At 62.7% G+C, this 25,001-nt stretch carries 25 protein-coding genes; 14 read left to right on the top strand and 11 right to left on the bottom strand.

The annotated features are described in order from the left end of the window. Window positions 1-94 precede the first annotated feature (94 nt). The 7 genes from NKI10_RS12940 to NKI10_RS12970 all read left to right on the top strand — a co-directional run bounded on the left by NKI10_RS12940 (window position 95) and on the right by NKI10_RS12970 (window position 7,692). Window positions 95-1,600, top strand: a complete 1,506-nt coding sequence (locus NKI10_RS12940; protein ID WP_023728563.1) for a UxaA family hydrolase — start codon at window positions 95-97, stop codon at window positions 1,598-1,600. A 52-nt stretch (window positions 1,601-1,652) separates the two neighbouring features. Then, window positions 1,653-2,651 (top strand): aldo/keto reductase, encoded by a 999-nt coding sequence (locus NKI10_RS12945; protein ID WP_352860257.1) that lies wholly within the window; start codon window positions 1,653-1,655, stop codon window positions 2,649-2,651. A 73-nt stretch (window positions 2,652-2,724) separates the two neighbouring features. After that, window positions 2,725-2,940 carry a hypothetical protein gene (locus NKI10_RS12950; RefSeq protein WP_023728565.1) on the top strand — a complete coding sequence of 72 codons (216 nt, stop codon included), beginning with the start codon at window positions 2,725-2,727 and terminating at the stop codon, window positions 2,938-2,940. Between the two features lie 12 nt (window positions 2,941-2,952). Next, the gene (locus NKI10_RS12955; protein WP_023728566.1) at window positions 2,953-3,945 is read left to right on the top strand and encodes an ABC transporter substrate-binding protein; all 993 of its coding nucleotides are present in this window, start codon (window positions 2,953-2,955) and stop codon (window positions 3,943-3,945) included. A gap of 147 nt (window positions 3,946-4,092) precedes the next feature. Further along, window positions 4,093-5,616: a sugar ABC transporter ATP-binding protein gene (locus tag NKI10_RS12960; protein ID WP_023700145.1), complete on the top strand. Its 1,524-nt coding sequence runs from the start codon at window positions 4,093-4,095 to the stop codon at window positions 5,614-5,616. Between the two features lie 23 nt (window positions 5,617-5,639). Then, on the top strand, window positions 5,640-6,605 hold the full coding sequence (locus tag NKI10_RS12965) for an ABC transporter permease (protein ID WP_023692012.1): 966 nt from the start codon (window positions 5,640-5,642) through the stop codon (window positions 6,603-6,605). A gap of 70 nt (window positions 6,606-6,675) precedes the next feature. Further along, window positions 6,676-7,692 carry a zinc-binding alcohol dehydrogenase family protein gene (locus tag NKI10_RS12970; protein ID WP_352860259.1) on the top strand — a complete coding sequence of 339 codons (1,017 nt, stop codon included), beginning with the start codon at window positions 6,676-6,678 and terminating at the stop codon, window positions 7,690-7,692. 288 nt (window positions 7,693-7,980) lie between these two features. Here the strand turns inward: NKI10_RS12970 and NKI10_RS12975 are convergent, their stop codons facing one another. From NKI10_RS12975 to NKI10_RS12985, 3 genes are all read right to left on the bottom strand, one after another. Continuing rightward, complete coding sequence (locus tag NKI10_RS12975; protein WP_023737513.1) at window positions 7,981-8,832, bottom strand: sugar phosphate isomerase/epimerase family protein; 852 nt, start codon at window positions 8,830-8,832, stop codon at window positions 7,981-7,983. A 125-nt stretch (window positions 8,833-8,957) separates the two neighbouring features. Then, complete coding sequence (locus NKI10_RS12980; protein WP_352759186.1) at window positions 8,958-10,145, bottom strand: Gfo/Idh/MocA family protein; 1,188 nt, start codon at window positions 10,143-10,145, stop codon at window positions 8,958-8,960. Between the two features lie 18 nt (window positions 10,146-10,163). Further along, complete coding sequence (locus NKI10_RS12985) at window positions 10,164-11,219, bottom strand: sugar phosphate isomerase/epimerase family protein (RefSeq protein ID WP_352860261.1); 1,056 nt, start codon at window positions 11,217-11,219, stop codon at window positions 10,164-10,166. 399 nt (window positions 11,220-11,618) lie between these two features. On the opposite strand from NKI10_RS12985, the gene NKI10_RS12990 reads away from it, so the two are divergent. From NKI10_RS12990 to NKI10_RS13010, 5 genes are all read left to right on the top strand, one after another. Next, window positions 11,619-12,506 (top strand): sugar phosphate isomerase/epimerase family protein, encoded by an 888-nt coding sequence (locus tag NKI10_RS12990; RefSeq protein WP_352860263.1) that lies wholly within the window; start codon window positions 11,619-11,621, stop codon window positions 12,504-12,506. Window positions 12,507-12,515: 9 nt separating this feature from the next. Then, complete coding sequence (locus NKI10_RS12995; protein WP_023700157.1) at window positions 12,516-13,685, top strand: mandelate racemase/muconate lactonizing enzyme family protein; 1,170 nt, start codon at window positions 12,516-12,518, stop codon at window positions 13,683-13,685. 2 nt (window positions 13,686-13,687) lie between these two features. Beyond that, a complete protein-coding gene (locus tag NKI10_RS13000) occupies window positions 13,688-14,404 on the top strand; it encodes a FadR/GntR family transcriptional regulator (protein ID WP_023683008.1) in 717 nt (238 codons plus the stop codon). Window positions 14,405-14,490: 86 nt separating this feature from the next. After that, window positions 14,491-15,471, top strand: coding sequence for an NAD(P)-dependent oxidoreductase (locus NKI10_RS13005; RefSeq protein ID WP_352860265.1), 981 nt, complete (start codon window positions 14,491-14,493; stop codon window positions 15,469-15,471). A gap of 3 nt (window positions 15,472-15,474) precedes the next feature. Then, window positions 15,475-15,852: a hypothetical protein gene (locus NKI10_RS13010; protein ID WP_023692018.1), complete on the top strand. Its 378-nt coding sequence runs from the start codon at window positions 15,475-15,477 to the stop codon at window positions 15,850-15,852. A gap of 22 nt (window positions 15,853-15,874) precedes the next feature. Here NKI10_RS13010 and NKI10_RS13015 read toward each other — a convergent pair whose 3' ends face one another. Next, complete coding sequence (locus NKI10_RS13015) at window positions 15,875-17,170, bottom strand: amidase (RefSeq protein ID WP_352860329.1); 1,296 nt, start codon at window positions 17,168-17,170, stop codon at window positions 15,875-15,877. Between the two features lie 116 nt (window positions 17,171-17,286). On the opposite strand from NKI10_RS13015, the gene NKI10_RS13020 reads away from it, so the two are divergent. Beyond that, complete coding sequence (locus NKI10_RS13020) at window positions 17,287-17,634, top strand: GFA family protein (protein ID WP_023669842.1); 348 nt, start codon at window positions 17,287-17,289, stop codon at window positions 17,632-17,634. A 217-nt stretch (window positions 17,635-17,851) separates the two neighbouring features. Then, entirely contained in the window at window positions 17,852-18,262 is a 411-nt protein-coding gene (locus tag NKI10_RS13025) for a DUF4437 domain-containing protein (RefSeq protein WP_352860331.1), read from the top strand. Window positions 18,263-18,289: 27 nt separating this feature from the next. Here NKI10_RS13025 and NKI10_RS13030 read toward each other — a convergent pair whose 3' ends face one another. The 7 genes from NKI10_RS13030 to NKI10_RS13060 all read right to left on the bottom strand — a co-directional run bounded on the left by NKI10_RS13030 (window position 18,290) and on the right by NKI10_RS13060 (window position 24,985). Beyond that, the gene (locus NKI10_RS13030) at window positions 18,290-19,375 is read right to left on the bottom strand and encodes an ABC transporter ATP-binding protein (RefSeq protein ID WP_352860268.1); all 1,086 of its coding nucleotides are present in this window, start codon (window positions 19,373-19,375) and stop codon (window positions 18,290-18,292) included. Next, window positions 19,375-20,478 (bottom strand): ABC transporter ATP-binding protein, encoded by a 1,104-nt coding sequence (locus tag NKI10_RS13035; protein WP_023683000.1) that lies wholly within the window; start codon window positions 20,476-20,478, stop codon window positions 19,375-19,377. Before NKI10_RS13035 ends, NKI10_RS13030 begins: the two co-directional genes overlap by 1 nt. Further along, entirely contained in the window at window positions 20,475-20,696 is a 222-nt protein-coding gene (locus tag NKI10_RS13040) for a hypothetical protein (protein WP_023669846.1), read from the bottom strand. The genes NKI10_RS13035 and NKI10_RS13040 overlap by 4 nt, the downstream gene beginning before the upstream one ends. Continuing rightward, the gene (locus NKI10_RS13045; protein ID WP_023682998.1) at window positions 20,693-21,652 is read right to left on the bottom strand and encodes a carbohydrate ABC transporter permease; all 960 of its coding nucleotides are present in this window, start codon (window positions 21,650-21,652) and stop codon (window positions 20,693-20,695) included. Before NKI10_RS13045 ends, NKI10_RS13040 begins: the two co-directional genes overlap by 4 nt. A 1-nt stretch (window position 21,653) precedes the next feature. Then, window positions 21,654-22,559, bottom strand: coding sequence for a carbohydrate ABC transporter permease (locus NKI10_RS13050; protein WP_352860271.1), 906 nt, complete (start codon window positions 22,557-22,559; stop codon window positions 21,654-21,656). A 67-nt stretch (window positions 22,560-22,626) separates the two neighbouring features. Continuing rightward, complete coding sequence (locus NKI10_RS13055; protein WP_023669849.1) at window positions 22,627-23,943, bottom strand: ABC transporter substrate-binding protein; 1,317 nt, start codon at window positions 23,941-23,943, stop codon at window positions 22,627-22,629. A 358-nt stretch (window positions 23,944-24,301) separates the two neighbouring features. Beyond that, complete coding sequence (locus NKI10_RS13060; RefSeq protein WP_352860273.1) at window positions 24,302-24,985, bottom strand: TetR/AcrR family transcriptional regulator; 684 nt, start codon at window positions 24,983-24,985, stop codon at window positions 24,302-24,304. Window positions 24,986-25,001 lie beyond the last annotated feature (16 nt).

Here is a 25,001-nt window from a genome sequence, read left to right on the forward strand (position 1 = left end):
GACGCACAAATGTTTTTTCACGATAAAAGACATTATATGTAAACAGACGCGTGTCAATCCGCGCATCCCCAGGAACAGACCCAGGAAACTGCCCGTGAACGCCTCGAACAGCATTCTTCTGTCCCCCGCCGACAATGTCGCGGTCGCCAATGGCCGCATCGAGATCGGCACCCCTCTGCCCGGCGGCGCCGTCGCCACGGCCTTGATCGAGCCCGGCCACAAGGTGGCGATCAAGCCTATCGCCGCCGGCGAGGCGGTGGTCAAGTATGCCCAGGCCATCGGCCGCGCCACCCAGGACATCGCGCCCGGCGACCACGTCCATTCGCACAATCTGGTCTTCGAGTCCGGCCGTCTGCCGGTCGTGCCGCCGAGCGAAGCGGAGCATGCCACCGAAGCTGACCGCGCCCGGACATTCATGGGCTATCGTCGCGCCGATGGCCGTGCCGGCACGCGCAACTTCATCGGCATCATCGCCAGCGTCAATTGCTCGGCCACCGTCTGCCACGCCATTGCCGACGAGGCCAACCGCGTGCTGTTGCCGAAATATCCGGGGATCGACGGCTTCGTCCCGATCGTCCATGGCCAGGGCTGCGGCATGAGCGGCACCGGCGACGGCATGATGGTGCTGCACCGCACGCTCGCCGGTTACACCCGCCATCCGAATTTCGGCGGCGCGTTGATGGTCGGCCTCGGCTGCGAGGTCAACCAGCTCACCCTTTACGGCCAGAAGGGTGCGGCGGCGGGAAAACGCCATTTCAACATCCAGGACGCCGGCGGTTCGCGCAAATCGGTCGCAAAGGCGATGGGCGTGCTCGCCGAAATCGCCGAGGAAGTCGGCCAGTATCAGCGCGAGCCGATCCCGGTCTCGGAGATCGTCGTCGGCCTGCAATGCGGCGGTTCCGACGGCATGTCGGGCATCACCGCCAATCCCGCGCTGGGAGCGGCGGTCGACATCCTGGCCGGCGTCGGCGGCATCGGTATCCTGTCGGAGACGACGGAGATCTATGGCGCCGAACATCTGCTCGCCTATCGCGCGGCAACGCCGGAGATCGCCAAGAAGCTCGACGGTTTCGTCAAATGGTGGGAGGACCATGTCGCCAAGCACGGCGCCTCGATCGACAACAACCCCTCGCCCGGCAACAAGCGCGGTGGCCTGACCACCATCCTGGAAAAGTCGCTGGGCGCCGTGGCCAAAGGCGGCCAGACTCCGCTCAACGGCGTCTTCGGTTATGCCGAAAAGGTCACCGGCAGTGGCCTGGTGTTCATGGACACGCCCGGTTACGACCCGGTCTCGGCGACCGGTCAGGTGGCGGGCGGCGCCAACATCATCGTCTTCACCACCGGCCGCGGCTCCTGCTTCGGCTGCCGGCCCACGCCGTCGATCAAGGTCGCCACCAACTCGACCATGTACCACCAGATGGAAGAGGACATGGACGTCAATTGCGGCGTCATCGCTTCGGGTGAAAAGACCATCGCCGGCATGGGCCGGGAGCTCTTCGAGCTCATCGTCGAGACGGCATCGGGCCGCAAGACCAAGAGCGAGGCGTTCGGCTACGGCGACAACGAGTTCGTGCCGTGGCACCTCGGCGCGACGCTGTAACCACCGACGAAAAAAGCGGGCTGCAAAGACGGCTCACAAGGGGAGGCTGTGGATGGACAAACGCCGCATCGGCACGACTGCGCTCGAGGTCACCGAGATAAGCTTCGGCGGGGCGGCAATCGGCGGGCTCTACCGTGCCTGTCCGCGCGAAGCGGCGAGGGAGACGCTGCAGACAGCCTGGGATGCCGGCCTGCGCTATTTCGACACCGCGCCCTTCTATGGCTTCGGCCTGTCGGAACGGCGGACCGGCGATTTCCTGCGCTACAAGCCGCGGGATTCCTATGTGCTGTCGACCAAGGTCGGACGGCTGTTCCGCCCGGTGCCGGAAGACCAGGTTCCCGATCATTCCTATGTCGACCCGCTGCCCTTCGCGCTCGACTACGACTACTCGTATGACGGCATCATGCGCTCGGTCGAGTTCTCCTATGCGCGGCTCGGGCTGAACCGGATAGACATCCTGTTTGTGCACGACATCGGCACCTACACACATGGCGTCGAGAAGACGAAGCTGCACTTTCGCCAGCTGGTGGACGGCGGGTTGAAGGCGCTGGAAGAGCTTAAAACGTCCGGTGTGATTTCCGCCTATGGGCTCGGCGTCAACGAGGTGCAGATCTGCCTCGACGTATTGCGCGAAGCACCGCTCGACTGCATCCTGCTGGCCAGCCGCTATTCGCTGCTCGACCGCTCTGCTGAAGCCGAGTTGCTGCCGTTATGCCGTGAGCGACAGACTTCGCTGATCATCGGCGGCGTCTTCAACTCCGGCATCCTGGCGACCGGACCGGTGCACGGTGCGCATTTCGACTATCTGCCGGCGACGCAAGACATACTCGAGCGTGTCGGCGCGATGGAGAAAATCGCTGATGAGGGCGGATATCCGCTGGCGGCGGCTGCATTGCAGTTTCCGCTGCAGGAGCCTGTCGTGGCCAGCGTGCTGACCGGAACGGCCAAGCCTGCCAACCTGACGCGCAACCTCGACCTGTTCGACGTCCAGGTGCCGCAAGCGGAATTCGCCCGCTACACTCCCTACACCATCGTGCAGGAGCTCGGCTGACGAAACGCCACAATCACGGTTCTCAAGAAGGAATGAATATTCCATATTGACTCGACGGTGGAATTAATATTCCATGATGATCAAGGAGGATCGGGAGCGTCTGGACGTGGCACTGAGGATCGGCAGGGAGGCTTCTCAGCCAAGCCATGCGCAGGCCGATATGAAACACCGCTTGCGTCGGCCGGACCGATGCACTATCAAAAAGCGGCAACTGTTTTTTATTGATAAAGGTCTGTTTGGGCCGCGCCTATCCAAATGGAGCTTCCGCAACCTTCACCGGGCGATCTAGGGAGGATTCCTAATGAAATTCGTGACCAGCATTCTCAACCGCCGTTCACTGGTGGCACTTGCTGCCGCCTCGATGCTTGCAGGCACGCTGCACACGGCGCCCGCTTCGGCGGCGGACGTGACCATTCCGATCATCGTCAAGGACACCACATCCTTCTACTGGCAGATCGTCCTGGCCGGTGCCCGCAAGGCCGGCAAGGATCTCGGCGTCAACGTACCCGAACTCGGCGCCCAGGCTGAAACCGACGTCAACGGCCAGGTTTCGATCCTCGAGAATGCCGTCGCCGGCAACCCGGCCGCGATCGTCATCGCGCCGACCGAATTCAAGGCGCTCGGCAAGCCGATCGATGAAGCGGCCAGCAAGGTCAAGGTCATCGGCATCGACTCCGGCGCCGACTCCAAGGCGTTCACCTCGTTCCTGACCACCGACAATGTGCAGGGCGGACGCGTAGCCGCTGACGGTCTTGCAGCAGCCATCGGCGAAGCCAATGGCGGCAAGATCGAGGGCGACGTCGCCCTGATCACCAACGCGCCGGGCGCCGGTTCGCTGGAGCAGCGCAAGCAGGGCTTCACCGAGCAGCTGGCCGCGAAATATCCGGGGCTGAAGCTCGTGGCCGACAAATATGCCGACGGCCAGGCAACGACCGGTCTCAACATCGCCACCGACCTGATCACCGCCAACCCGAACCTCAAGGGCATCTTCGCGTCCAACCTGATCATGGCGCAGGGCGTCGGTCAGGCAGTCGCCGAGAACAACCTTGGCGGCAAGCTGGCGCTGGTCGGCTTCGACAGCGACGAGAAGCTGATCAAGTTCCTCAATGACGGCGTCATTTCCGCGCTCGTCGTCCAGGATCCGTACCGGATGGGCTATGACGGCATCAAGACCGCGCTCGCCGCCTCGAAGGGCGAGAAGGTCGAGGCCAATGTCGACACAGGCGCCAACCTGGTGACCAAGGCAAACATGAAAGACCCCAAGATCGACGCCCTGCTCAACCCGAAGCTCTGAGCCCGTCGACCAAAAATCCTTTCCGGGGCCTCGCGCCCCGGAAACACCGGATACAAGCTTGAATATCCACCGGCTTGAATCACCTCGACAATGCGGCTTGACTGCATCGCGACGTGCCAATCGTAAGGCCAATCTGGGAGGATTGTCATGACGCCCATGGCGCAGGAACTGCACCCGGCCCCAACGCTAGCGCCCGGCAGGACGATCCTCGAACTGCACGGGCTGGAAAAGCGCTATCCCGGCACGCATGCGCTGAAGCCCGTTCACCTTGCCTTCAAGGCAGGTGAGATCCACGCCATCGTCGGCGAGAACGGCGCCGGCAAATCCACCTTGATCAAGCTTCTGACCGGCGTCATGCCGCGCACCTCCGGCGATGTCATCTGGGAGGGCAAGCCGGCAGCGCTGGCAACCCCGCACGAGGCAATGGCGCTGGGCATCAACGCCGTGCATCAGGAGGTCGTGCTCTGTCGCCATCTCACCGTCGCCGCCAACATGTTCCTCGGCGAGGAGAATTCGCGCTTCGGCATCCTGCAGCAGCGCGCCATGGTCAAGGAAGCGCAGAAGATCATCGACGGTCTCGGCTTCGACCTGCCGGCGCATGTCATGCTGGGTGACCTCACCATCGGCCAGCAGCAGCTGATCGCCGCCGCCCGCGCCACCGTGCGCGGCACCAAATTCCTGATCTTCGACGAGCCGACCGCCTATCTCACCCGCAAGGAAGCCGACCAGCTGTTCACGCTGATCCGCAGGCTCAAGGGCGAAGGCGTCACCATCATCTACATCAGCCATCGCATGGAAGAGGTGTTCGAACTCGCCGATCGCGTCTCGGTGCTGCGCGACGGCACGCTGGTCGGCACCCGCAACATTGCCGAGACCAATGACGCCGAGCTGGTCAAGATGATGATCAACCGCTCGATCGAGCAAGTCTACCATAAGGAGCATTTCACCCCCGGTGCCGTGATCGTTGAAGCGAAAAACCTGTCGGGCAAGGGTTTCGAAGACGTCTCGATGACGGTGCGCGCCGGCGAGATCGTCGGGCTCTATGGCCTGATCGGCGCCGGGCGGAGCGAGTTCGTCACCACGCTCTATGGCCGCCACAAGAAGTCGGCCGGACAGGTCCTTTGGCAAGGCAAGCCGGTCCACATCAATTCCGAGCACGACGCGATCAAGCTCGGCATGGCGCTGGCGCCGGAAAGCCGCCGCGACCAGGGCCTGTGCCTGAACCTGCCGGTCGGCCTCAACCTCAACCTGCCGATCTACAAGCGCATCTCCAACAACCTGCTGATTTCGAACACGAAGGAAAAGGCTGAAGCCGATCGCCAGATCGCCGGCCTCCGCATCAAGACGCCGACACGCGGCGCACTGGCCTCCAGCCTGTCCGGCGGCAACCAGCAGAAGATCGTCATCGGCAAATGGCTGGCGCACGGCGCCAAGCTGTTCATCTTCGATGAGCCGACCGTCGGCGTCGATGTCGGCACCAAGGCCGAGATTTACCGCCTGTTCGGGGAACTGTTGTCCAAGGGCGCCGGCATCATCCTGATCTCGTCCTATCTGCCCGAGGTTTATGAACTCGCCGATACGCTGCACGTGTTCCGGCGCGGCAAACTGGTCGCCAGCCATGGCTTTCGCGCCGCCAGCCACGAAGACGTGCTGACACAGGCGATCGGCTGACAAAACAAGAAACGGGAGGAACCATGAGCATCGAAACCATCGCGATCGAAAAACCGAAACGGAACTACAACGTCCTGTTTGGGCTGACGCTTCTGGCGTTGCTGGTTCTGCTCTGGATCGTGCTGTCGGTGGCGACGCCGAGCTTCGCCTCCTCCAACAACATCGCCAATCTTTTGCGGCAGGGCTCGATGATCGCCATCATGGCGGTCGGCCAGACCTTCGTCATCATCACCGGCGGCATCGACCTCTCGGTCGGCGCCGTGGTCGGCTTCGCCACCGTCATTGTCGCCATGATGATCAATGCCGGCTTCCCGATCTGGGTCGCCATTCTGGTGACGCTGCTGGTCGGCGTTGCCATCGGCCTGTTCCATGGCTTCGGCATCGTCAAGATGGGCCTGCCGCCCTTCATCATCACGCTGGCGACGCTGACCTCGTTGCGCGGCATCGGCCTGTTGATGACCAACGGCAACTCGATCAACATCAACAGCGACAGCTTCACCGCGTTCTCGCGCAGTTCCTTTGTCGGCATCCCCAATCTGTTCTGGATGGTGATCCTGGTCGGTATCCCGGCCTACATCTTCCTGCACCACAGCCGCTGGGGCCGCTATCTCTTCTCTGTGGGATCCAATGCCGAGGCCTCGCGCCTCTCGGGCGTCAATGTCCAGCGCACCATCTACATGGCCTACACGCTGTCGGGCCTATGCGCGGCCTTCGTCGGCGTGCTGCTGGCGGCGCGCATCGGCATCGGCAACCCGACCCAGGCCGAAGGTTGGGAGTTGCAGGCGATCGCCTCATCGGTGATCGGCGGCACTTCGCTATTCGGCGCCGTCGGCTCGGTGCATGGCCCGCTGCTCGGCGCCTTCATCCTGGCCACCATCAACAACGGTGCCAATCTGCTCAACGTCAACTCGTTCTGGCAGCGCATCATCACCGGCGCGTTGATCATCATCATCGTCTATTTCGACGGGCTGCGCCGTCGCGGCAAGTAATCCTCCCTGACCTTCCGTGTCGGTCCGCTCAACAACGGACCGGCGCCTTTTTGAACACTGGAATTGCCGAATGAAAGCTGTTGTCTGCCGCTCGCCCGGCGAGCTTGTCCTGGAAGACCGGCCGGCGCCAGGAGCGCCGCCTGCCGGCTGGGCGCTGGTCGCCGTCAGCCATGTCGGCATCTGCGGCACCGACTACCACATCTTCGAAGGCAAGCACCCGTTCCTTGCCTATCCCCGCATCATGGGCCATGAAGTGTCGGGCACCGTCGTCGAGATCGGCGAAGATGTCGACCTTGCCGTGGGCGAGCCCGTCATCATCAATCCCTATCTCGCTTGCGGAAAATGCATCGCCTGCCTGCACGGCAAGCCGAATTGCTGCGTCAGGATCGAAGTGCTTGGCGTACATCGCGACGGCGCCATGGCCGAGCAGATCCTGGTGCCGGCACGGAATCTTTATCCGGCAAACGGCTTATCGCTGGCCGATGCGGCGGCCGTGGAATTCCTCGCCATCGGCGCGCATGCCGTGCGGCGTGCCCGCGCCGAACCAGGCGCCCGCACGTTGGTCATCGGCGCCGGGCCGATCGGCCTTGGCGCAGCGCTGTTTGCCCGCATCGCCGGGCTCGATGTCAGCCTGCTCGACATGAGCACGGAGCGGCTGGATTTTGCAAAAGGCGAACTCGGCTTGGCCACGCTCGACGGTTCACAAAAAGCGGCAGCCGAACTGGTGCGCGAGGCAACCGGCGGCGAAGGGTTCGACGTCGTCTTCGACGCCACCGGCAACACCGCCTCGGTGCAGTCGGCCTTCGCCCATGTCGCGCATGGCGGCACGCTCGTGCTGGTCAGCGTCGTCAAGGATGACATCGTCTTTTCCGATCCGGAATTCCACAAGCGCGAAATGACATTGATCGGCAGCCGCAACGCGCTGAAAGTCGATTTCGACCACGTCGCCGCCTCGATACGCAACGGCGCCGTGCCTCTGGCAAAACTCGTCACCCACCGCACCACGCTGGCCGGCACGCCGGACGATCTCGCCCGCTGGGCGCATGAGAAATCGGGGTTGATCAAGGCTGTGATCGAGGTGGGGTAAGACATCCGAAAAAATCTGGTGGAGCGAAAGTGCCGAGTTAAGGCAGATCGCATACCGCGGCGATTTGCGAAAAGGACAGTCGCTTCCTCATCCATGGGCGGAGCAAGGAGCGAAGCGACGCGGCGCAGACTCGAGGATTCATTCGGTGACGTCTGCGCTAGAATCCAGCGGTGCAAAAAGAGGCGTCCATTCGCATCTCCTACCTGCACCGCTGCGGCGCGCGACAGTCGCGGCATGGGTCCTCGAGTCTCCGCGTCCGCTGCGCCCGTGGATGAGGGAAGTGAGCGGCTAAGCCGCCCGCTTCCACCCATCCCTGATATGCCTGTATCCCTCGCGATAAACTGCCTCCGGCGTCTCGGAAAAATCCCGCCACACCTTGGTCGCCGCCGCCAGATCCTTCAGCGACCTGCCAAACGCCTCGATCGTCAGCCAGTCGTCATAGCCGCTCTTGCGGATGGCCGCGAAAGTCTCTTTCCACGGAATGTTCCCGCGTCCCGGCACGCCGCGATCGTTCTCCGAAATGTGGATGTGCACGACATTCCTGCGGTGCTTCGTATAGGCGCCGATCGGGTCGGCTTCCTCGATATTGGCGTGGAAGGTGTCGTACATCGCCTTGATGTGCGGCCGGTCGATGGCATCGACGTGCTCGGACAGATCGGCCATCGTGTTCAGCAGATAGCACTCGAAACGGTTGAGCGCCTCCAACCCGATGGTAACGTTCCGCTTGCCGGCATGATCGCCAATGGCGCGCTGCGAGGCGATCGAGCGCTTCTTCTCGGCAGCGGTCGGCCCGCTGCCGGAGAAGGCGCCGAGCGTCGAATGCAGCGGCCCGCTCAGCGTACTCGCGCCGAGCGCCTGGGCGCAATCGATCGCCCATTTCATGTAGCCGATGCCGGCCTTGCGGGTCGCGGCATCCGGCGAAATCAGATTCATCGCCGGGTCGCCCATCGCCGTAACAGCCGTGCGCTCCAACCCGATGCGGTCGAGCAAATCGCCAAGCTTCTTGTAGTCCTCTGGCGTGCCTGAGAAGATCGGTATCTCGACGCCGTCGAAGCCGGTCGCCTTGATGTCGCGCAGCAACGGCTCGTGTTTCTTAGACACGGAAGTCGTCCACAAAAACATGCACATGCCGATTTTCATCGACAGCCCCTCCCCATTTGACGGCGCGCGCTGGTTTCTTTCGCACCTCGCACCATGCGCCCTCATTCGGCCGCTTCGCGGCCACCTTCTCCCCGAAGGGAGAAGAGACTTGGCGCCGGCGTTCCCTAAAGTTTCGTCCACGCCCCGTTCTTCTTCGATGACTTCACGCAGGCCTCGATGAACGCCATACCTTCGACGCCGTCCTGGATGGTCGGGAACACCACGTCCTTGCCCGGTCTGCCGCCCTTCTTGCGTGCCGCGCGGATCGCCCGCGCCGCCTCCTGGTAGATGTTGGCGAAGCCTTCGAGATAGCCTTCCGGATGGCCAGACGGAACGCGGCTGACGCGTCCCGCAACTGGCAGCGCGCCGGCGCCGTTGCGGGTGAGCAGCTGCTTGGGCTGGCCGAACGGCGTGTACCAGAGATAGTTCGGATCGGCCTGAACCCATTCCAGCCCGCCTTTCGAGCCATAGATGCGCAGCTTCAGCCCGTTCTCGTGGCCGGGCGCCACCTGGCTTGCCCAGATCATGCCCTTGGCCGGATGCACCTTGCCGACCGGCTTGAAGCGCAGCATGACATTGACATTGTCGTCGAGCAGTCGCCCCGGCACGAAAGCGTCGAGATCGGCCGACAGGGAATCGAGCTCCAGACCCGAGACGAAGCGCGCCAGATTGTAGGCATGCGTGCCGATGTCGCCGAGCGCGCCGCCCGCGCCCGCCTGCTTGGGGTCGGAGCGCCACGCCGCCTGCTTCTGGCCGGTGGCGGCAAGATCCTCGGTCAGCCAGTCCTGCGGGTACTCGGACTGAACGATGCGGATGTCGCCAAGCTGCCCCTTGGCCACCATCTCGCGCGCCTGCCGGATCATCGGATAGGCAGTGTAATTGTGCGTCAGCACGAACACCTTGCCGGTCTTTTCAACCACGGCCGCGAGCTTCTTGGCCTCGGCCAAAGTCGTCGCCAGCGGCTTGTCGCAGATGACGTGGATGCCCGCCTCGAGGAAGACCTTGGCCGCCGGCACGTGCACATTGTTGGGGGTGACGATCGCCACCGCCTCGATGCCGTCCGGGCGCTTGGCCTCGGCCTTGGCCATCTCGGCATAGGAGGCGTAGCTGCGCGCCGGGTCGAGACCGAGTTCGGCGGCGGAAGCCTTGGCGCGCTCGGGATTGGCCGACAGGGCGCCGGCCACCAGCACGAAGTCATTGTCCATGCGCGCCGCGATCCGGTGCACCGCGCCGATGAAGGCGCCTTGGCCGCCGCCGACCATGCCATAGCGGATCGGGCCGCCTCCCGCTTCCGACTTCGATGCGCCGACCATGTCTTTCTCCTGCTTGTCTCAAATACCCATCATGGCGCGCAGCATCTTCTTGTCGGTGGTGCCGCCGGCGAAATCATCAAAGGCCTTTTCCGTCACCCGGATAATGTGGTGCTGGATGAAGGGCGCGCCTTCGGCCGCGCCGTCCTCCGGATGCTTGAGGCAACACTCCCACTCGAGCACCGCCCAGGAATCGTAGCCATACTGGGTAAGCTTGGAGAAGATGCCGCCGAAATCGACCTGCCCGTCGCCAAGCGAGCGGAATCGCCCCGCGCGATTGGTCCAGCTCTGATAGCCGGAATAGACGCCTTGCCGCCCCGTCGGATTGAACTCGGCATCCTTGGCATGGAAGGCCTTGATCCGCTCGTGATAGATGTCGATGAATTCAAGATAGTCGAGCTGCTGCAAAAGGAAATGCGACGGGTCGTAGTTGATGTTGCAGCGCTTGTGGCCGCCAACCGCATCGAGGAACATTTCGAAGGTGGCGCCGTCGAAGATGTCCTCGCCGGGATGGATCTCATAGCCGACGCCGACGCCGTTCTCGTCATAGACGTCGAGGATCGGCTTCCAGCGCTTGCCGAGTTCGGCAAAGGCCTCCTCGATCAGCCCGGCCGGCCGCTGTGGCCAGGGATAGAGATACGGGAAGGCCAGAGCGCCGGAAAACGTCACCGAGGTTTTCAGGCCAAGATTCTTCGAGGCCTTGGCGCCGAACTCCATCTGTTCGACCGCCCATTTCTGCCTGGCCTTGGGGTTGTTGTGCACCGCAGGCGGTGCAAAGCCGTCGAACTGGGCATCATAGGCCGGGTGCACCGCCACCAGCTGCCCTTGAAGATGCGTCGACAGCTCGGTGATCTCGACGCCGGCATCAGTGCAGACGCCTTTCACCTCGTCGCAATAGGTCTTGGAAGACGCCGCCTTCTTGAGGTCGAACAGGCGTGCATCCCAGGTCGGGATCTGCACGCCCTTGTAACCGAGACCGGCCGCCCATTTGGTGATCGAGGCCAGCGAATTGAACGGCGCGGTATCCCCCGCGAACTGCGCCAGAAACAGCCCCGGACCCTTCATTGTCGACGGCATCGGCATCCTCCCAATTCATTTTTCCAAGGACCAAGCATAGCGCCTGATGAAAGCAGGGCCAGCCTCTTTGGTCTCTTGTGATGTGCATTCTCGTATCGGCATTCTGGTATTACCAAATACCGGAAATGGGTCAAGCCATTTGACTCACGCGCAAAGCTGCCGGGGCATTCCATTTTTGGCGATATATACCAGCATAATCAATACGGTACACAGATGCCGATATCGCATCGCGGCGGTTCTTGCCGCGCGACAAAAATTGCTGTAGACCTCCATTAGGGCCCAATTGGTCGAACCAGTTGCGCAAAAACGCTGGAGCGCCTTGGGGAGGAAACACGCGACGCGCCTTGTGGGGCGCATCGCAGGCGAACTGGCACAGACGAATTCTGGGAAGGATAGACCATGCATCTTTCGACGCACAACTGGATGCGCGCGGAACCGTTGGAGGTGACGCTGAAGCGCATCAAGAAATTCGGCTACGAGTCGATCGAGATTTCCGGCGAGCCCGAGCAATACAAGACCAAGGAGACCCGCGCGCTGCTGAAAGAATACGGCATCCGCTGCTGGGGGTCGGTGACGCTGATGCTGGGCGAACGCAACCTTGCCGCCAGGGACCAGGGCCAGCGCGAACGCTCGGTGCAGTACGTCAAGGACGTGCTGACCATGGTCAGCGAACTTGATGGCGAGATCATAACGCTGGTGCCCGCGACCGTCGGCAAAGTGGTACCGGACGGCACCGAGGAAGAGGAATGGAAGTGGGTGGTCGACGCCACCCGCGAATGCTTCACCCATGCCAAGAAGGTCGGCGTCAAGATCGCGGTCGAGCCGCTCAACCGCTTCGAGACCTATCTGTTCAACCGCGGCGCGCAGGCGTTGGCCCTGGCCGATGCGGTGAGCCCCGAATGCGGCGTCTGCCTCGACGCCTATCACATCCATATGGAAGAATTTAACGTCCATGACGCGATCCGTCAGGTCGGCAAACGGCTGTTCGACTTCCACGTCGCCGACAACAACCGCTTTGCCGCCGGCCTTGGCCAGATCGATTGGCCACGGATCGTGCAGACGCTGAAGGAAGTCGGCTATGACGGCGCGCTGACCAACGAATTCGTCGCGCCCGTCGACCGCACACCCGCCGCGCCCTATGCCGACATGGTCGACCGGAATCCGGTCGACATTTCTCCCGAACAGCTGAAGTTCATCCAGGATCACGGCTCCAGCGTGCTGACGGAGAAATTCTACACCGACCAGATGCGCATCACGGCCGAAACGCTGCTGCCGCTCATCAAGTAGCCGATCGGGATGCGCATCAAAACGGTCCAGGCGTGGTGGGTCCGCGTGCCGATTGAGGCCGCGAAGCAGCATCGCAGCGACTTTGGCCAGGTGACGACGTTCGACGCCGCCATCCTGCGCATTGAGACTGACGACGGGCTGATCGGCTGGGGCGAGGGCAAGAACGCCGCCGGCAGCGCCGGCAGCTATGGTGCGCTGGTCTACATGCTGAATCACGAGGTCGGGCCGCAGCTGATCGGCCGCGACCCCGCCGACATCGGCATGATCTGGGAGATGCTCTACAACGGCGTGCGCCATGACAGTGCCGCGCGCGCCGGCCATGCCATGCCGCAACTGGCGCGGCGCGGCATGAGCATTGCGGCAATCAGCGCCGTCGATATCGCGCTCTGGGATATTCTGGGCAAGTCGTTGGGACAGCCGGTGTGGCGGCTCATCGGCGGCCGCAAGCTCGACCGCATGCCGGCCTACGCCTCCGGCGGCTGGGCTGCCGCCGAGGCTATCGGCGAGCAGCTCAAATCCTACATCGCCAAAGGCGGCTTCAGGGCGCTGAAGATGCGCGTCGGCGCCATGGACGGCGCCCCGCACATTTCCGCCGCCCGCGTCCGCGCCGCACGGCAGGCGCTCGGTCCTGACGTCGAGTTGATGGTCGACGCGCACGGCACCTATACGGTGGCCGAGGCCAAGCGCTTCATCAGCCTGGCCAGCGATCTCGACCTCGCCTGGTTCGAGGAGCCTGTTATCGCCGACGACAAGGCTGGTATGGCCGAGGTGCGCGCCTCGGGCTCGATCCCGATCGCCACCGGCGAAAGCGAAGCGACGCGCTACGCCTTCCGCGATCTCGCGGTGCTGAAATCCGCCGACATCTTCCAGCCGGATCCGGCCTTTTGCGGCGGTATCAGCGAGGCGATGAAGATCGGCACCATCGCCAGTGCCTTCAATCTGCGCTTTGCCCCGCATCTGTGGGCCGGCGCGCCATGCTTTTTCGCCGGCCTGCATGTTTGTGCGGCCTCGCCTGCCAGTTTTACCGTCGAATATTCGCTCGGCGCCAACCCCATGATCCACGATCTTATCGAAGAGACTGTCGAAGCAAGGGACGGTATGATAGCGATCCCTGAAAAGCCGGGTCTGGGATTCACCATTTCGGAGCGGTTCCTGGAGGCGCACGCGCAACGCGGTTGACGATGAAAGAAAAGAACCTTCTCGCCGAACTCGCCGCCTATCTGTTCGCCCATTCGGACAAGGAGAGCGGCCGCACGCCCTCGGAGCGCGAGCTGGCGGAGCATTTCGGTGTCAGCCGCGGCCAGATCCGCGAGGCGCTGGCCATTCTGGAGGCCATGCGCATCGTCGAGCGCCGCGCCAAATCCGGCATCTATGTCGACACCAGGCAGGCCAGTGTAGAAGCCTTGGCTCTTTTCGCCCGCGCGGGCCTGCCGCTCGATCCGGTGCAGATCTACGAGACCGTGGAACTGCGCAAGATCCACGAGATCAAGGCCGCCGAACTTGCCTGTTCGCGTGCCACCGAAGAGAATTTCGAACGCCTGCGGGAGATCCTGAAAGCCTCGGAGGAGTGCATCGCCGCCGGCGAAGGCCTCGCCAAGGAAGACCGCGAATTCCACCTCGAAATCGTGCGGGCGACCAAGAACGGCGTGTTCCACAATATCTGCAGCGTCTATTACCTGATGGGCGAGCAGCGGCTGCCGATCTACTTCAACGATCCCGAGCGCTCAGTGCGCTCGCATGCCGAGCATATCCAGATCTACGAGGCGCTGCTGCGTCGCGACGGCAATCTCGCCCAGGCGCTGATGAGCGCCCACCTGCAAGGCGCGGAAAGCTACTGGAAGGGGATCATCGAGGGCCGCGAGGCGCAAGCGCAAAGCCTGGCATTTGAGAAAGCCTAGAGCAATTCCAGGAAAAGTGTGAAACGGTTTTCCCGGGAAAGCGCGCAGCGCTTTCCCTTGGGAATTGCGACAAACACGAGAGCCCCATGCCCAGAATCCTGTCGACGCACACGCTGCATCCGCGTGCCTCCGCAATGCTGGCGGGCGCCGGTGAACTCGTCGTCGCCTCAGCGCTCGATGCGGCAACGCTGACCGCCGAGGCGAAGCATGCCGACGTCATCATCGTTCGCGCACCGCTGCCGCCGTCGCTGTTCGAAAACGCCACGAAACTCAGAGCCGCGGTCCGCCACGGCGCCGGGCTCGACATGGTGCCGATGGAGGCCGCGGCCGCGGCCGGCGTGCTGGTCGCCAACGTGCCGGCGGTCAATGCGCGTTCGGTCGCTGAATATGTGATGTTCGCGGCCCTTGCCCTGCTTCGGCGCTTCCGTTCGGTCGACCGCGACTTGCGCGCCAAGGGCTGGAATGCCGGCCGCGACCACGCCAGCCATGCCAGCGAGCTTGCCGGCAAGACCATCGGCATCATCGGCTTCGGCGCCATCGGTCAGGCAGTCGCCCATATCGCCGCGCACGGCTTTGGCCTCGACGTCGTGGCGACGACCCGCAGCATGCAGCCGGCACCCGACAGGATCGGCTTCCTGTCGATCGATGCGCTGATCGAACAGAGCGACATCATCGTGCTCTGCTGCCCGCTGACGCCGGAAACGCGCGGCCTGATCAGCCGCGAACGCATTGCCCGCATGAAGCCGGACGCGCTTTTGATCAACATTTCGCGCGGACCGGTGATCGACGACCAGGCGCTGATCGAGGCCTTGCGCCAAGACCGCATCGGCGGCGCCGCACTCGACGTCTTTGCCACGCAGCCGCTGCCGGCAAACCATCCCTATTTCGGTTTCGACAATGTTATCGTCACCCCGCATATGGCGGGGATTACCGAGCAATCGATGATGCGCATGGGCGTGGGCGCGGCCGGCGAGACCTTGCTGGTGCTGGCCAACCGGCTGCCTGTCAATCTGCGCAATCCCGACGTGGTCGAGCATTACCGCAGACGGTTCCCGGCGGACGCGTGAACCATGTCCGGTTTTCGCTTCGCATCTCTGGTTCTCGCAGTGTCGTCGATCGTGGCCTTACCTTCGCTCGCGGCGGCACAAAGCAGCGATTATGTCTATTGCAGCAATGGGATCGTCTGCATGATGGCGCCCTGCCCGTCAGGCAATGCGCTGGATCTGACCACCGGCAATGTCGTTAAAGGCGTGGAGCTCAACACTACGGAATTGCCGCCGCTGGACAGATCGGCACCTGACCTCTCCGACAAGCTTTATGCTGGAAAACTCGTCGTCCGAGGATCGATCCAGCATCGCGGCCAGCCGAACGATCCGCCGATGCTGGTCGTGACCAAAATCGAACGCTCCTCCAAGAAAAGCGAGCGCAAGCGCTGCGCGGCACGTTGACTGCCGACCTACGGCTCGCTGCCTATCGGAGCAGCCGCTCGATTTCAGCCGCGATGCGCAGCAGATGGTGGTCATGGCCATTGCGCGCCACCAGCATCAGCCCGGCCGGCAGCGTCATGCCGGGCATCGGTAGCGAGATCGCGCAGAGGTCGAACTGGTTGGCGACCTGGGTGTTGCGCAGCAGCAGACCTTCAGTGCGTTCACGCAGAGCCGTATCCTCGGCCATCGAAACGATAGTCGGCGCTGTCACCGGCGTGGTCGGCAGAGCCAGCACATCGACCGAACCCAACCGCTCGTCCATGGCTATGCACAGTGCCGCGCGACGACGCATTGCCCTGATATAAACCGGCGTCGGTATGGCCGCCGCCCGCGACAGCGGCCCGCTGACATGGGGATCGACCGGCATCGATGCGCCCGTCGCCAGCCAGTCGGCATGGATTTCAGCACCTTCCATGGCCGCGATCGAGCCGCGTTTGGTGGCCAGGCGCAGATCGGCAATGAGGTCGTCGATCGAAATGTCCGTGAGCCACGCGCCTGCCTGCTCGATCCCGGCAAGGCTGCGATCGAACGCGGCGGCAATCTCCGTTTCCGTGTCTTCGAAAAGCAGGCCGCGCGGAATGCCGACACGAAGCCCGGCAAGCGCTAACGGCAGGTGCAGTTGCGGCATCTGCTCGCCCGTCATCGCGGCGTCAGCCAGGGCACACGCAGCAACACTCAGCGCCAGCGGCCCGATCGAATCCAGCGTCGCAGAAAGGGGATAGGCACCAGTCAGCGGCACGCGCCGCGCCGTCGGCTTGAAACCGACGACGCCGTTCAGCGATGCCGGGATGCGCACCGAACCGCCGGTGTCGGAGCCGATGGAAATGTCGCTCGTCCCCTCGCCAACGGACACGGCGGCGCCCGACGACGAACCGCCCGGAATGCGGCTGGTGTCGGCGGCATTGCCCGGTGTGCCGTAGTGCATGTTGTCGCCGATGGCGGTGAAGGCGAATTCGGTCATGTTGGTCTTGCCGATAATGACGGCGCCGGCCTGGCGCAGACGGTTGACGACCGCAGCGTCGTGCCGACGGGGCGCGGTGTCCCTCAACATCAGCGAACCGGCCGTGGTCGATTCACCGGCGACATCGAACAGATCCTTGATCGAGATGATGGCGCCGTCGAGCGGCCCGAGCGATACGCCGGCCTTCTTGCGCGCATCGGTGGCCTCGGCCGCTGCGCGCGCCGCCTCGGCATAGAGTTTGGTGAACACCTTCTCGCCTGCCGCGCAACTGGCAAGACGTGACAGGATGATCTCGAGACGATCGCGGATTGATTGCATGTCGATGTCGGATTCCGTCAAGGTGGAGCGTCTTTAAGGCATATGGGCCGCTAAGTCAGCGGAAGGAATAACCCGGACAGCGTGCCTTTGCACCTGCCAGCGATAGGAAGGGACTGATGCTGTACAAAGGCAGCTGCCACTGCGGCAAGGTTGCGTTTGAATTCAAGGCGCAGCTGACCGGCGCCGTGCGGTGCAATTGTTCGATCTGCTCGCGCAAGGGCGCGCTGTTGGCCGCCATCCCGCATGACAGCCTGACGGTGCTGGCGTGGGGCGACGATCTCGGCACCTACACATTCGGCAATCATGCAATGGCGCATCGCTTCTGCCGCACCTGCGGCATCCATCCCTTTGCCGAGGATGTCAGTCAGGGCAGCGAACGCAGCGCCTACATCAACCTCAACTGCGTCGCCGATTTCGATCCCACCGGCCTGCCGGTCTTCGACTTCGACGGCCGCGCGGTCTGACCCTACGGTGGCCTCTCACCACAAAAGCAACGCCCCGAAAACCTTGATAGTTCTCGGGCCCGCTGCTTCAGCCAAGGATGGCTATCGGCTATTCGACGCGCTTAGGGCCGCGCGCGAACACAACGATCGCCGCCAGCAAGGTCGCAGCGCCACAATAGGCGAAGGCGCCGGCCACACCGGCATTGTCGACCACCAGGCCGCCGAAGACGGCGCGTTTCTGGCGCTCGCCGTTTCTTGCGTCTTTCCCGCTCGCGCCTTTGCCCTCGAGGACAGCTATCTCCCGGCCGACAAGATCCCCTATGTCGCCGAAGTGCCAGACCAGCCGCATCGCCTTGGCCCGTTGTGGGGTGACCGGGCCAAAGGCCCGGCGGGCACCTTGCTGAAAGTTCCCCGCAACTGGCGCGCGCCGGTTCATGCGCACACCGCCGACTATCGCGCGGTGGTCATCAAGGGACTGTGGGCGCATTGGCAAATGGACGGCGGCGAAGCGACGAAGGTCGAATTGCCGCCGGGATCCTACTGGACCCAGAAGGCCAACGAGATGCACGACGACGCCTGCCTCTCAGAGACGGAGTGCGTGATCCTGCTGATCAACGATACGCCTTACGAGACCTACTTCCAGAAATAGTCAGGCGGCGCCGTCGTTCGACCGCAACTAGCTGGCGTGCCGCAAGCTCACGCCGCTGCCCTTGTCGAACAGCACCACCTTGTCCTGATTCCAGGCAAAGCGCACCGGCTGCTCGATCTGGACATCGGTTCTGGCCGGCACCGTGGCGCGCAGCGTCGTGTCGCCGACCCGCAGAGTCAGGATCTTTTCCACGCCATGGTTCTCGACATCGTGGACGCGTGCCTCGACCGGCGCACCGCTTTCAAGATACACATCCTCAGGTCGAATACCGAAGACGAGCGGGCGACCGTCGGTCGCACCGCCCGCCTTGGCACCCCCAGAGAAAGGCAGTTCGAAATTCAGCGGCGCCATCACCGCGCGGCCGTTGACCAGCTTGCCATCGATCAGGTTCATCGGCGGCGAGCCGACGAAGCTGGCCACATAGGTATCGCGCGGATTGTTGTAGATCTCGTGCGGCGTGCCGGTCTGGATGATGCGGCCATGGTTGAGCACGCCCACCTTGTCGCCCATCGACATCGCCTCGATCTGGTCGTGAGTGACGAACAGAAAGGTGGCGCCGAGCTGGATCTGCAGGTTCTTCAGTTCCGTGCGCAGCGCCTCGCGCAGCTTGGCGTCGAGCGCCGACAGCGGTTCGTCCATCAGGAACACGCGCGGCTTGCGCACGATGGCGCGCCCGATAGAGACGCGCTGCATTTCGCCGCCTGAAAGGCGGTCGGTCTTGCGGTCGAGCAGATGTTCGATCCGCAGTGTCTTGGCCGCTCGTGCAACACGGTCCTTGATCTCGGCATCCGGCAGCCGACGGATCTTCGGCTTCAGCGGGAATTCGAGATTTTCGCGGACCGTATAGCGCGGATAGAGCGAATATTGCTGAAGCACCAGCGCCACGTCGCGCTCGGCCGCACCGCAGTCGGCGACGTCGACGCCGTTGATGAACACCTGACCCTCGGTCGGCTTTTCCAGACCCGCGATCATGCGCAGCGTCGTCGTCTTGCCGGCGCCGGTCTCGCCGAGCAGCACGAAGAACTCGCCATCGGCGATCTCGAGATCGAGCCCGGTCAGTGCGGTGTGGTTGCCGAAGCTCTTGGAAATATTCTTGAGCTGGATATGAGCCATCAGAGCCTCACCTCAAGCGACTTGCCGCTTGCCGTGTCGAAGAAATGTGCTTGCGTCGGATCGATCCTGGCGAAGACCTTTTCGCCCGGGCCGCCGACGAAGCCGCTCTTGGTGCGCGCGCGCAGCATCTTGGAGCCGACCTTGAGATCGACAATGTCGAACGAGCCGAGCGGCTCGACGATCTGTGTCTCGACCGGCAAGAAACCCTCCGCTGCTTCATGGCGCACCAGCACGCCTTCGGGCCGGATGCCGAGCGCCAGCTGGCCGCCGGCATGGCCGTTGAGCTTGGACAAAAGCGTGCGCGGAAATTCGAAGCCGGCGGCAGCGCCACCGACGGTGACCGAGGCCGCCGATGCGGTCTCGGCGATCGCCGCATCGGCGACGTTCATCACCGGGCTGCCGACGAACTGCGCCACGAACAGATTGGCCGGATGCGAATAGACCTCGTCAGGCGAACCGACCTGCTGCAGCACGCCCTCATGCATGATCACGATGCGGTCGGCGAGGCTCATCGCCTCGATCTGGTCGTGCGTGACATAGATGGTGGTCGAGCCCTGTTTGATGTGCAGCCGCTTGATCTCGGCCCGCATCTCTTCGCGCAGCTTGGCGTCGAGGGCGCCGATCGGCTCGTCCATCAGCATCGCCTTCGGCCGCCGCACCAGAGCCCGGCCGATGGCCACACGCTGCATGTCGCCGCCCGACAGCGCCGACGGCTTCTTGGCCAGCAGTTCCGTGATCTGCAGCGTCTTGGCGACCGAGCGCACCTCGCTATCGATCTCGGCCTTGCTCTTGCGCGTCGCGCGCAAGGGAAAAGCAATGTTCTCATAGACGCTCATATGCGGGTAGAGCGAGAACGACTGGAACACCATGGCGATGTCGCGGTCGGCGGCCTTGAGGTGTTGCACCGGCTTGCCGTCGATGAGGATGTCACCGCCGTCGATCGTCTCCAGCCCGGCAACCGCCCTCAATGTCGTCGTCTTGCCGCAACCCGACTGACCGAGCAGCACGATGAACTCGTTGTCGTCGATCTTGAGGTTGAGGTCCTTGATGACCTGGACCGCACCGAAGAATTTCTGGACGCCGCGAAGCTCAATCTGGGTCAATGCTCTGCTCCCGGATTGCGCACCTGGCCGGTACCGGCCTTCTCCGCCGGCGCGATCTTCGAGGTGATGTTGAAGCCGATCAGGCCGATCAGGATGATGGTCACGCCATAGCTGTGCAGCAGCAGGTTCCACGGCTGGCAAAGCGCGATGATGCCGAGGACCATCAGCACCTGAGACCCCGGTTCGAGATATTTCTGGTTGATGGCTCGAAAGCTCATTTGCGGATCGCTCCGAAGGACATGCCGCGCAGCAAATGGTTGCGGAGCAGGAAGGTGAAGATTGCGACCGGCAGCAGGAACAGGAAGGTTCCGGCGGCGATCACCGTCCAGTCGGGCAGGCCGGCGCCGACCTGGCTGGGGATGAAGGGCGGCGCCGTCTGGGCGCGACGGTTGGTCATGATCAGCGCGAAAGCATACTCGTTCCACGCCGTGATGAAGCAGAAAACCGCGGTCGCGGCGATGCCGGTGGCGGCCTCCGGCAGCACGATCTTGAAGAAGGCTTCCATGCGGGTGTAGCCGTCGACCAGCGCTGCCTCTTCATACTCCTTCGGGATCTCGTCCATGAACCCCTTCATCAGCCACACCGAAAAGGACAGGTTGAAGGCGGTATAAAGGATGATCAGCCCGATATGGGAATCGTTGAGGCCGACGGCCCGGTACATCAGGAACATCGGGATCGCGACCACCACCGGCGGCAGCATGCGCGTCGACAGGATGAAGAAGAGCAGATCCGCCTCCCCCTTCACCTTGAAGCGCGAGAAGCCGTAGGCGGTGAAGGTACCCATGCCGACAGCCAGCACCGTCGAGGTGATGGCAATGATCAGCGAGTTCATGAAGCGGCTCGGATAGCCCGACCATTGCACCTGGCCCTTGCCGTCGCGCACGATCTTTTCACCGCCATCGAAGACGACACGTTCCCACCAGGGTGCCGCCGCATACTCTTCCGGCGACGGCGGGTTGCGCATTTGCGAGCGCTTGGTGAACAGCTTGACGAACGGCGAAATCTCCGGCTGGAACACCACCGTGGGCGGGATGGTCGTGGCAAGGTTGCGCGGCTTGAACGCCGTCGAGGCGATCCAGTAGATCGGCGCGAGGAAGATGATCGTCACCAAAAGGACGGCGACGATGGCGACGCGATTGAAGCCGATTTCGGAAGAAGTGCGTACGGCGGCCATCTCAGCGCTCCTTCACCTTGTTGAGGTACTTGACGTAGATGTTGGTGATGGCCAGCACCATGATCAGCACGATGTAGGCGAGCGCGCAGGAGCGCCCGGTCTGCCATTCCTGGAACGCCATCTTGTACAGCCGGATAGAGATCAGCTCGGCCGTCGGCTGGCTGGTCAGGATATAGGCGAGGTCGAAGGTCTTGAACGCTTCCATGGTGCGGAAGATGACCGCGATCATCAGGATCGGCGCGACCAGCGGCAGCGTGATGCGGAAGAAGGTGTAGAACGGTCCGGCGCGGTCGATCGCCGCTGCTTCGTAGAGATGCTTCGGCACCGCTGAAAGGCCGGCCAGCGACAACAGCATGACGAAGGGCGACCACATCCAGATGTCGGTCAGCGCAACCGCATAGAGCGCCATCTTGGGGTCGGCCAGCCACTCGAAATTGCCGAGGCCAAGCGCATAGTTGATGACCCCCCATGACGGATCATAGAGCAGTTTCCAGAACAGACCGACGACGGCCATCGACAGCATCATCGGCAGCAGCAGCAGCGTTGTGATGAGACCCTTGAGGGGAATATCCCTGTTGAGCAGCATGGCCACGCCGAAGCCGACGAGCAGCTGACCCGCGACCGAGATGATGACGTACTTGGCGGTGATGGCGAAGTTGGACCAGACATAGGGGTCGTTGAGCAGGTCGCGATAATTCTGCAGCCCGACGAAATTCGCCGGCGCGTTGGTCGACGCGCGGAAATCGGTGAAGGAATAGCCCAGCGAATAGATCAGCGGGAAAATGTTGAAGACGATCAGGAACAGGATCGTCGGGATTATGAAGAGGTTGCGGATCGACATGTCGCTCAAGCCGCGTGCAGCGGCTCGCGAGGAAGTGTCCAGCATGGTGATCATCGTGGTCGCCAAGACCCTGCTCCCGTTTCGGAAAAAAGAACGGAGGAGGCACGGATGCCTCCTCCGCGAGAAAAGCTGCTTATTGGCCGCGGCCGTATTTCTTGAACGTCGCGTTCCAGTCGCCTGCGAGCGCGTCCAGCGTTTCCTTGGCGGTGCCTTCGCCGCCGATCATGTAGGGATAGACGCGCTGGTTGAGCTGCTGCAGCAGCTCGGCATATTCCGGCACCGCCCAGAAGTCCTTCACCTTGAACATGGTCTCGTAGAAGGCCTTGTTGTACGGCGTGGCGTTCTGGAACTCCTCCGACTTGAGCACGGCGGCACTGCAGGTGTAGCCGCCGAGCGCCGCCCACTTCTTCTGGGTCTCGTCCTTGATGAACCATTCAAGGAACTTCGTCGCCTCTTCCTGCTTCTTGGAGTAGGAAACGATGGAGATGCCCTGACCGCCGAGTGCGGCGAACTGATCGCCGTTCGGGCCTGGAGGATTGGCGAAGAAGCCGGTGTTCTTGGCGTTCGGGTTCGACGCCTCGTTGATCAGCGAGGGGAAGAACGCGAAGTAGTTCATGCTCATCGCGGCCAGGTTTTCGGTGATCGCCTGATTGTCCTCGACGAAGAACGACTTGGCCCAGCCCGGAGGCGTGAACGTGTAGAGTTCCTTGTAGGCGTCGAGTGCGGCGATTGCCTTGTCGGAGTTGATGAAACCGTCGACCTTGTAGGTCTTGTAGTCACCCAGTTCGCCGCCGAAGGAGAACAGCGCGTTTTCGAAGCCCATCGCCATCGCGTCATAGGAATTGTCGGTGTAGATGGCGATGCCGTATCGCTTCTGATCCGGCCGATAGAAGAACTCCGCGATGTCGCGCAGCGCCTTGAAATCCTTCGGCACGTCGAGATCGTAGCCGTATTTGGCCTTGAAGGCTTCCTTTTCCTTCGGGTCCTCGAACCAGTCCTTGCGATAGGACCAGCCGACAGCGTCGCCCTCGAGCGGGATCGCCCAGTACTTGCTGCTGCCGCCCGGATATTCGGCGTAATATTTCACCGTTGCCGGCGCCATCACTTCGCCAAGCTTGTGCTTGTTGAAGAAGTCGGTCAGGTCGACATAGTGGCCGCCGGTCGAGCCGGCGCCGAGCCATTGCGAGTCGCCGACGACCATATCATAGGCGTCGCCATGGGCGTTGAACTCGGTGAAAGCCTTGGTCTGGAAGTCGGACCAGGGCGTGGTTTCCACCGTGATCTTGACGCCGGTTTCCTTCTCGTACTCGTTGCCGAGTTCCTGCAGGTAGTTGGCCGGATCCCATTCCGCCCAGAAGATGGTGAGCTCCTTGTCCTGCGCGTAGACGGACGTTCCGCAGGCAAGTACTAAGCCGATACCAGCAAGCAGGCTGGTCATTGTCTTGCGCATAATGATTTCCTCCCTTGTGCGCATTCTACCTTGTCATGCTAGCCGGCGGTGAAGCCGGCCTGGTAGTTCCTCCCGAGATCGCACCTTTCCGGTTCCAAGCCTCCTCGCTTTGCCGGAAACTGGATCGCAGCTCTCACTTTCGATCCGCTTTTCTGTCCTGATCTGGTATTACCAATTTTAGATAGCCGTCAAGCTCTTTCTTGGACCACCACCGGACCTTGTATAACCGGATTCTTCATGTATCCGACTGTTTTCCCTGAATTTTCCTACTCGTTGATATAGGAGAGCCTTGTTTCGGCACTGCCATCCCGGTTAACATCAATAGTGGGCATCCAAATCTGGTCGAACCAGATTGGCGCTATTTCGCAAATGCCGCTGTCGGGGCCGCATCGATTTCAGCCGTTGATTCCGCCACCGCGGCGCGCACAAGGGCGCCCGCCGCCCATTGCGCGACCGACCGCATGCCGCGGCTATCGAGCCCCCATATATCCTTCAGCACGATCAGCACTTCGACGCCGAACATCATCGACAGCGCCTGCGCCAGGCGCTTGAACTCGCGCGGCGGCAGCCGGCCCTTGAGCGGTGCGATGGCATCCTTCAGCAGCTGGACGCGATGTCCGCGCGTGAATTGCGGCTCGCCGCCCAGCGTGCCCGCCTGCCGCTGCGCCCACTGGTCGAGCGACAGTTTCAGCGCTGCCTTGAAAGTTGCCTCGAAAGCTTCGATGCGCGGCATGGCGGTATCGAACAATTCGGCAACGCGGCGCCCGGCATCGGTGGACGTCGATTGCCAGGTCAGGATCGGCCCAAGCCCCTCGTCGACCACCGCCTGCACCAGGGCTGCCTGGCTGGGGAAATAGCGATAGGCGGTGGCGCGCGACACTTGCGCCGCCTCCGCGACTTCGCTGACCGACGGGGTGACGCCCGCCTGCATCAGCCGCGTCGCCGTCTTCAGCATCAGCCGTTTTGTGCGGGCCCGTGGGCCGCGTTCTGCAGCCTCGTTGGCGTCGTCGTTCCCAGCGGCTTGTTGACGTGAGACTTCCATGTCAATACGATACGCG

Source organism: Mesorhizobium sp. M0802 (assembly GCF_040320115.1).
GTDB lineage: Bacteria > Pseudomonadota > Alphaproteobacteria > Rhizobiales > Rhizobiaceae > Mesorhizobium.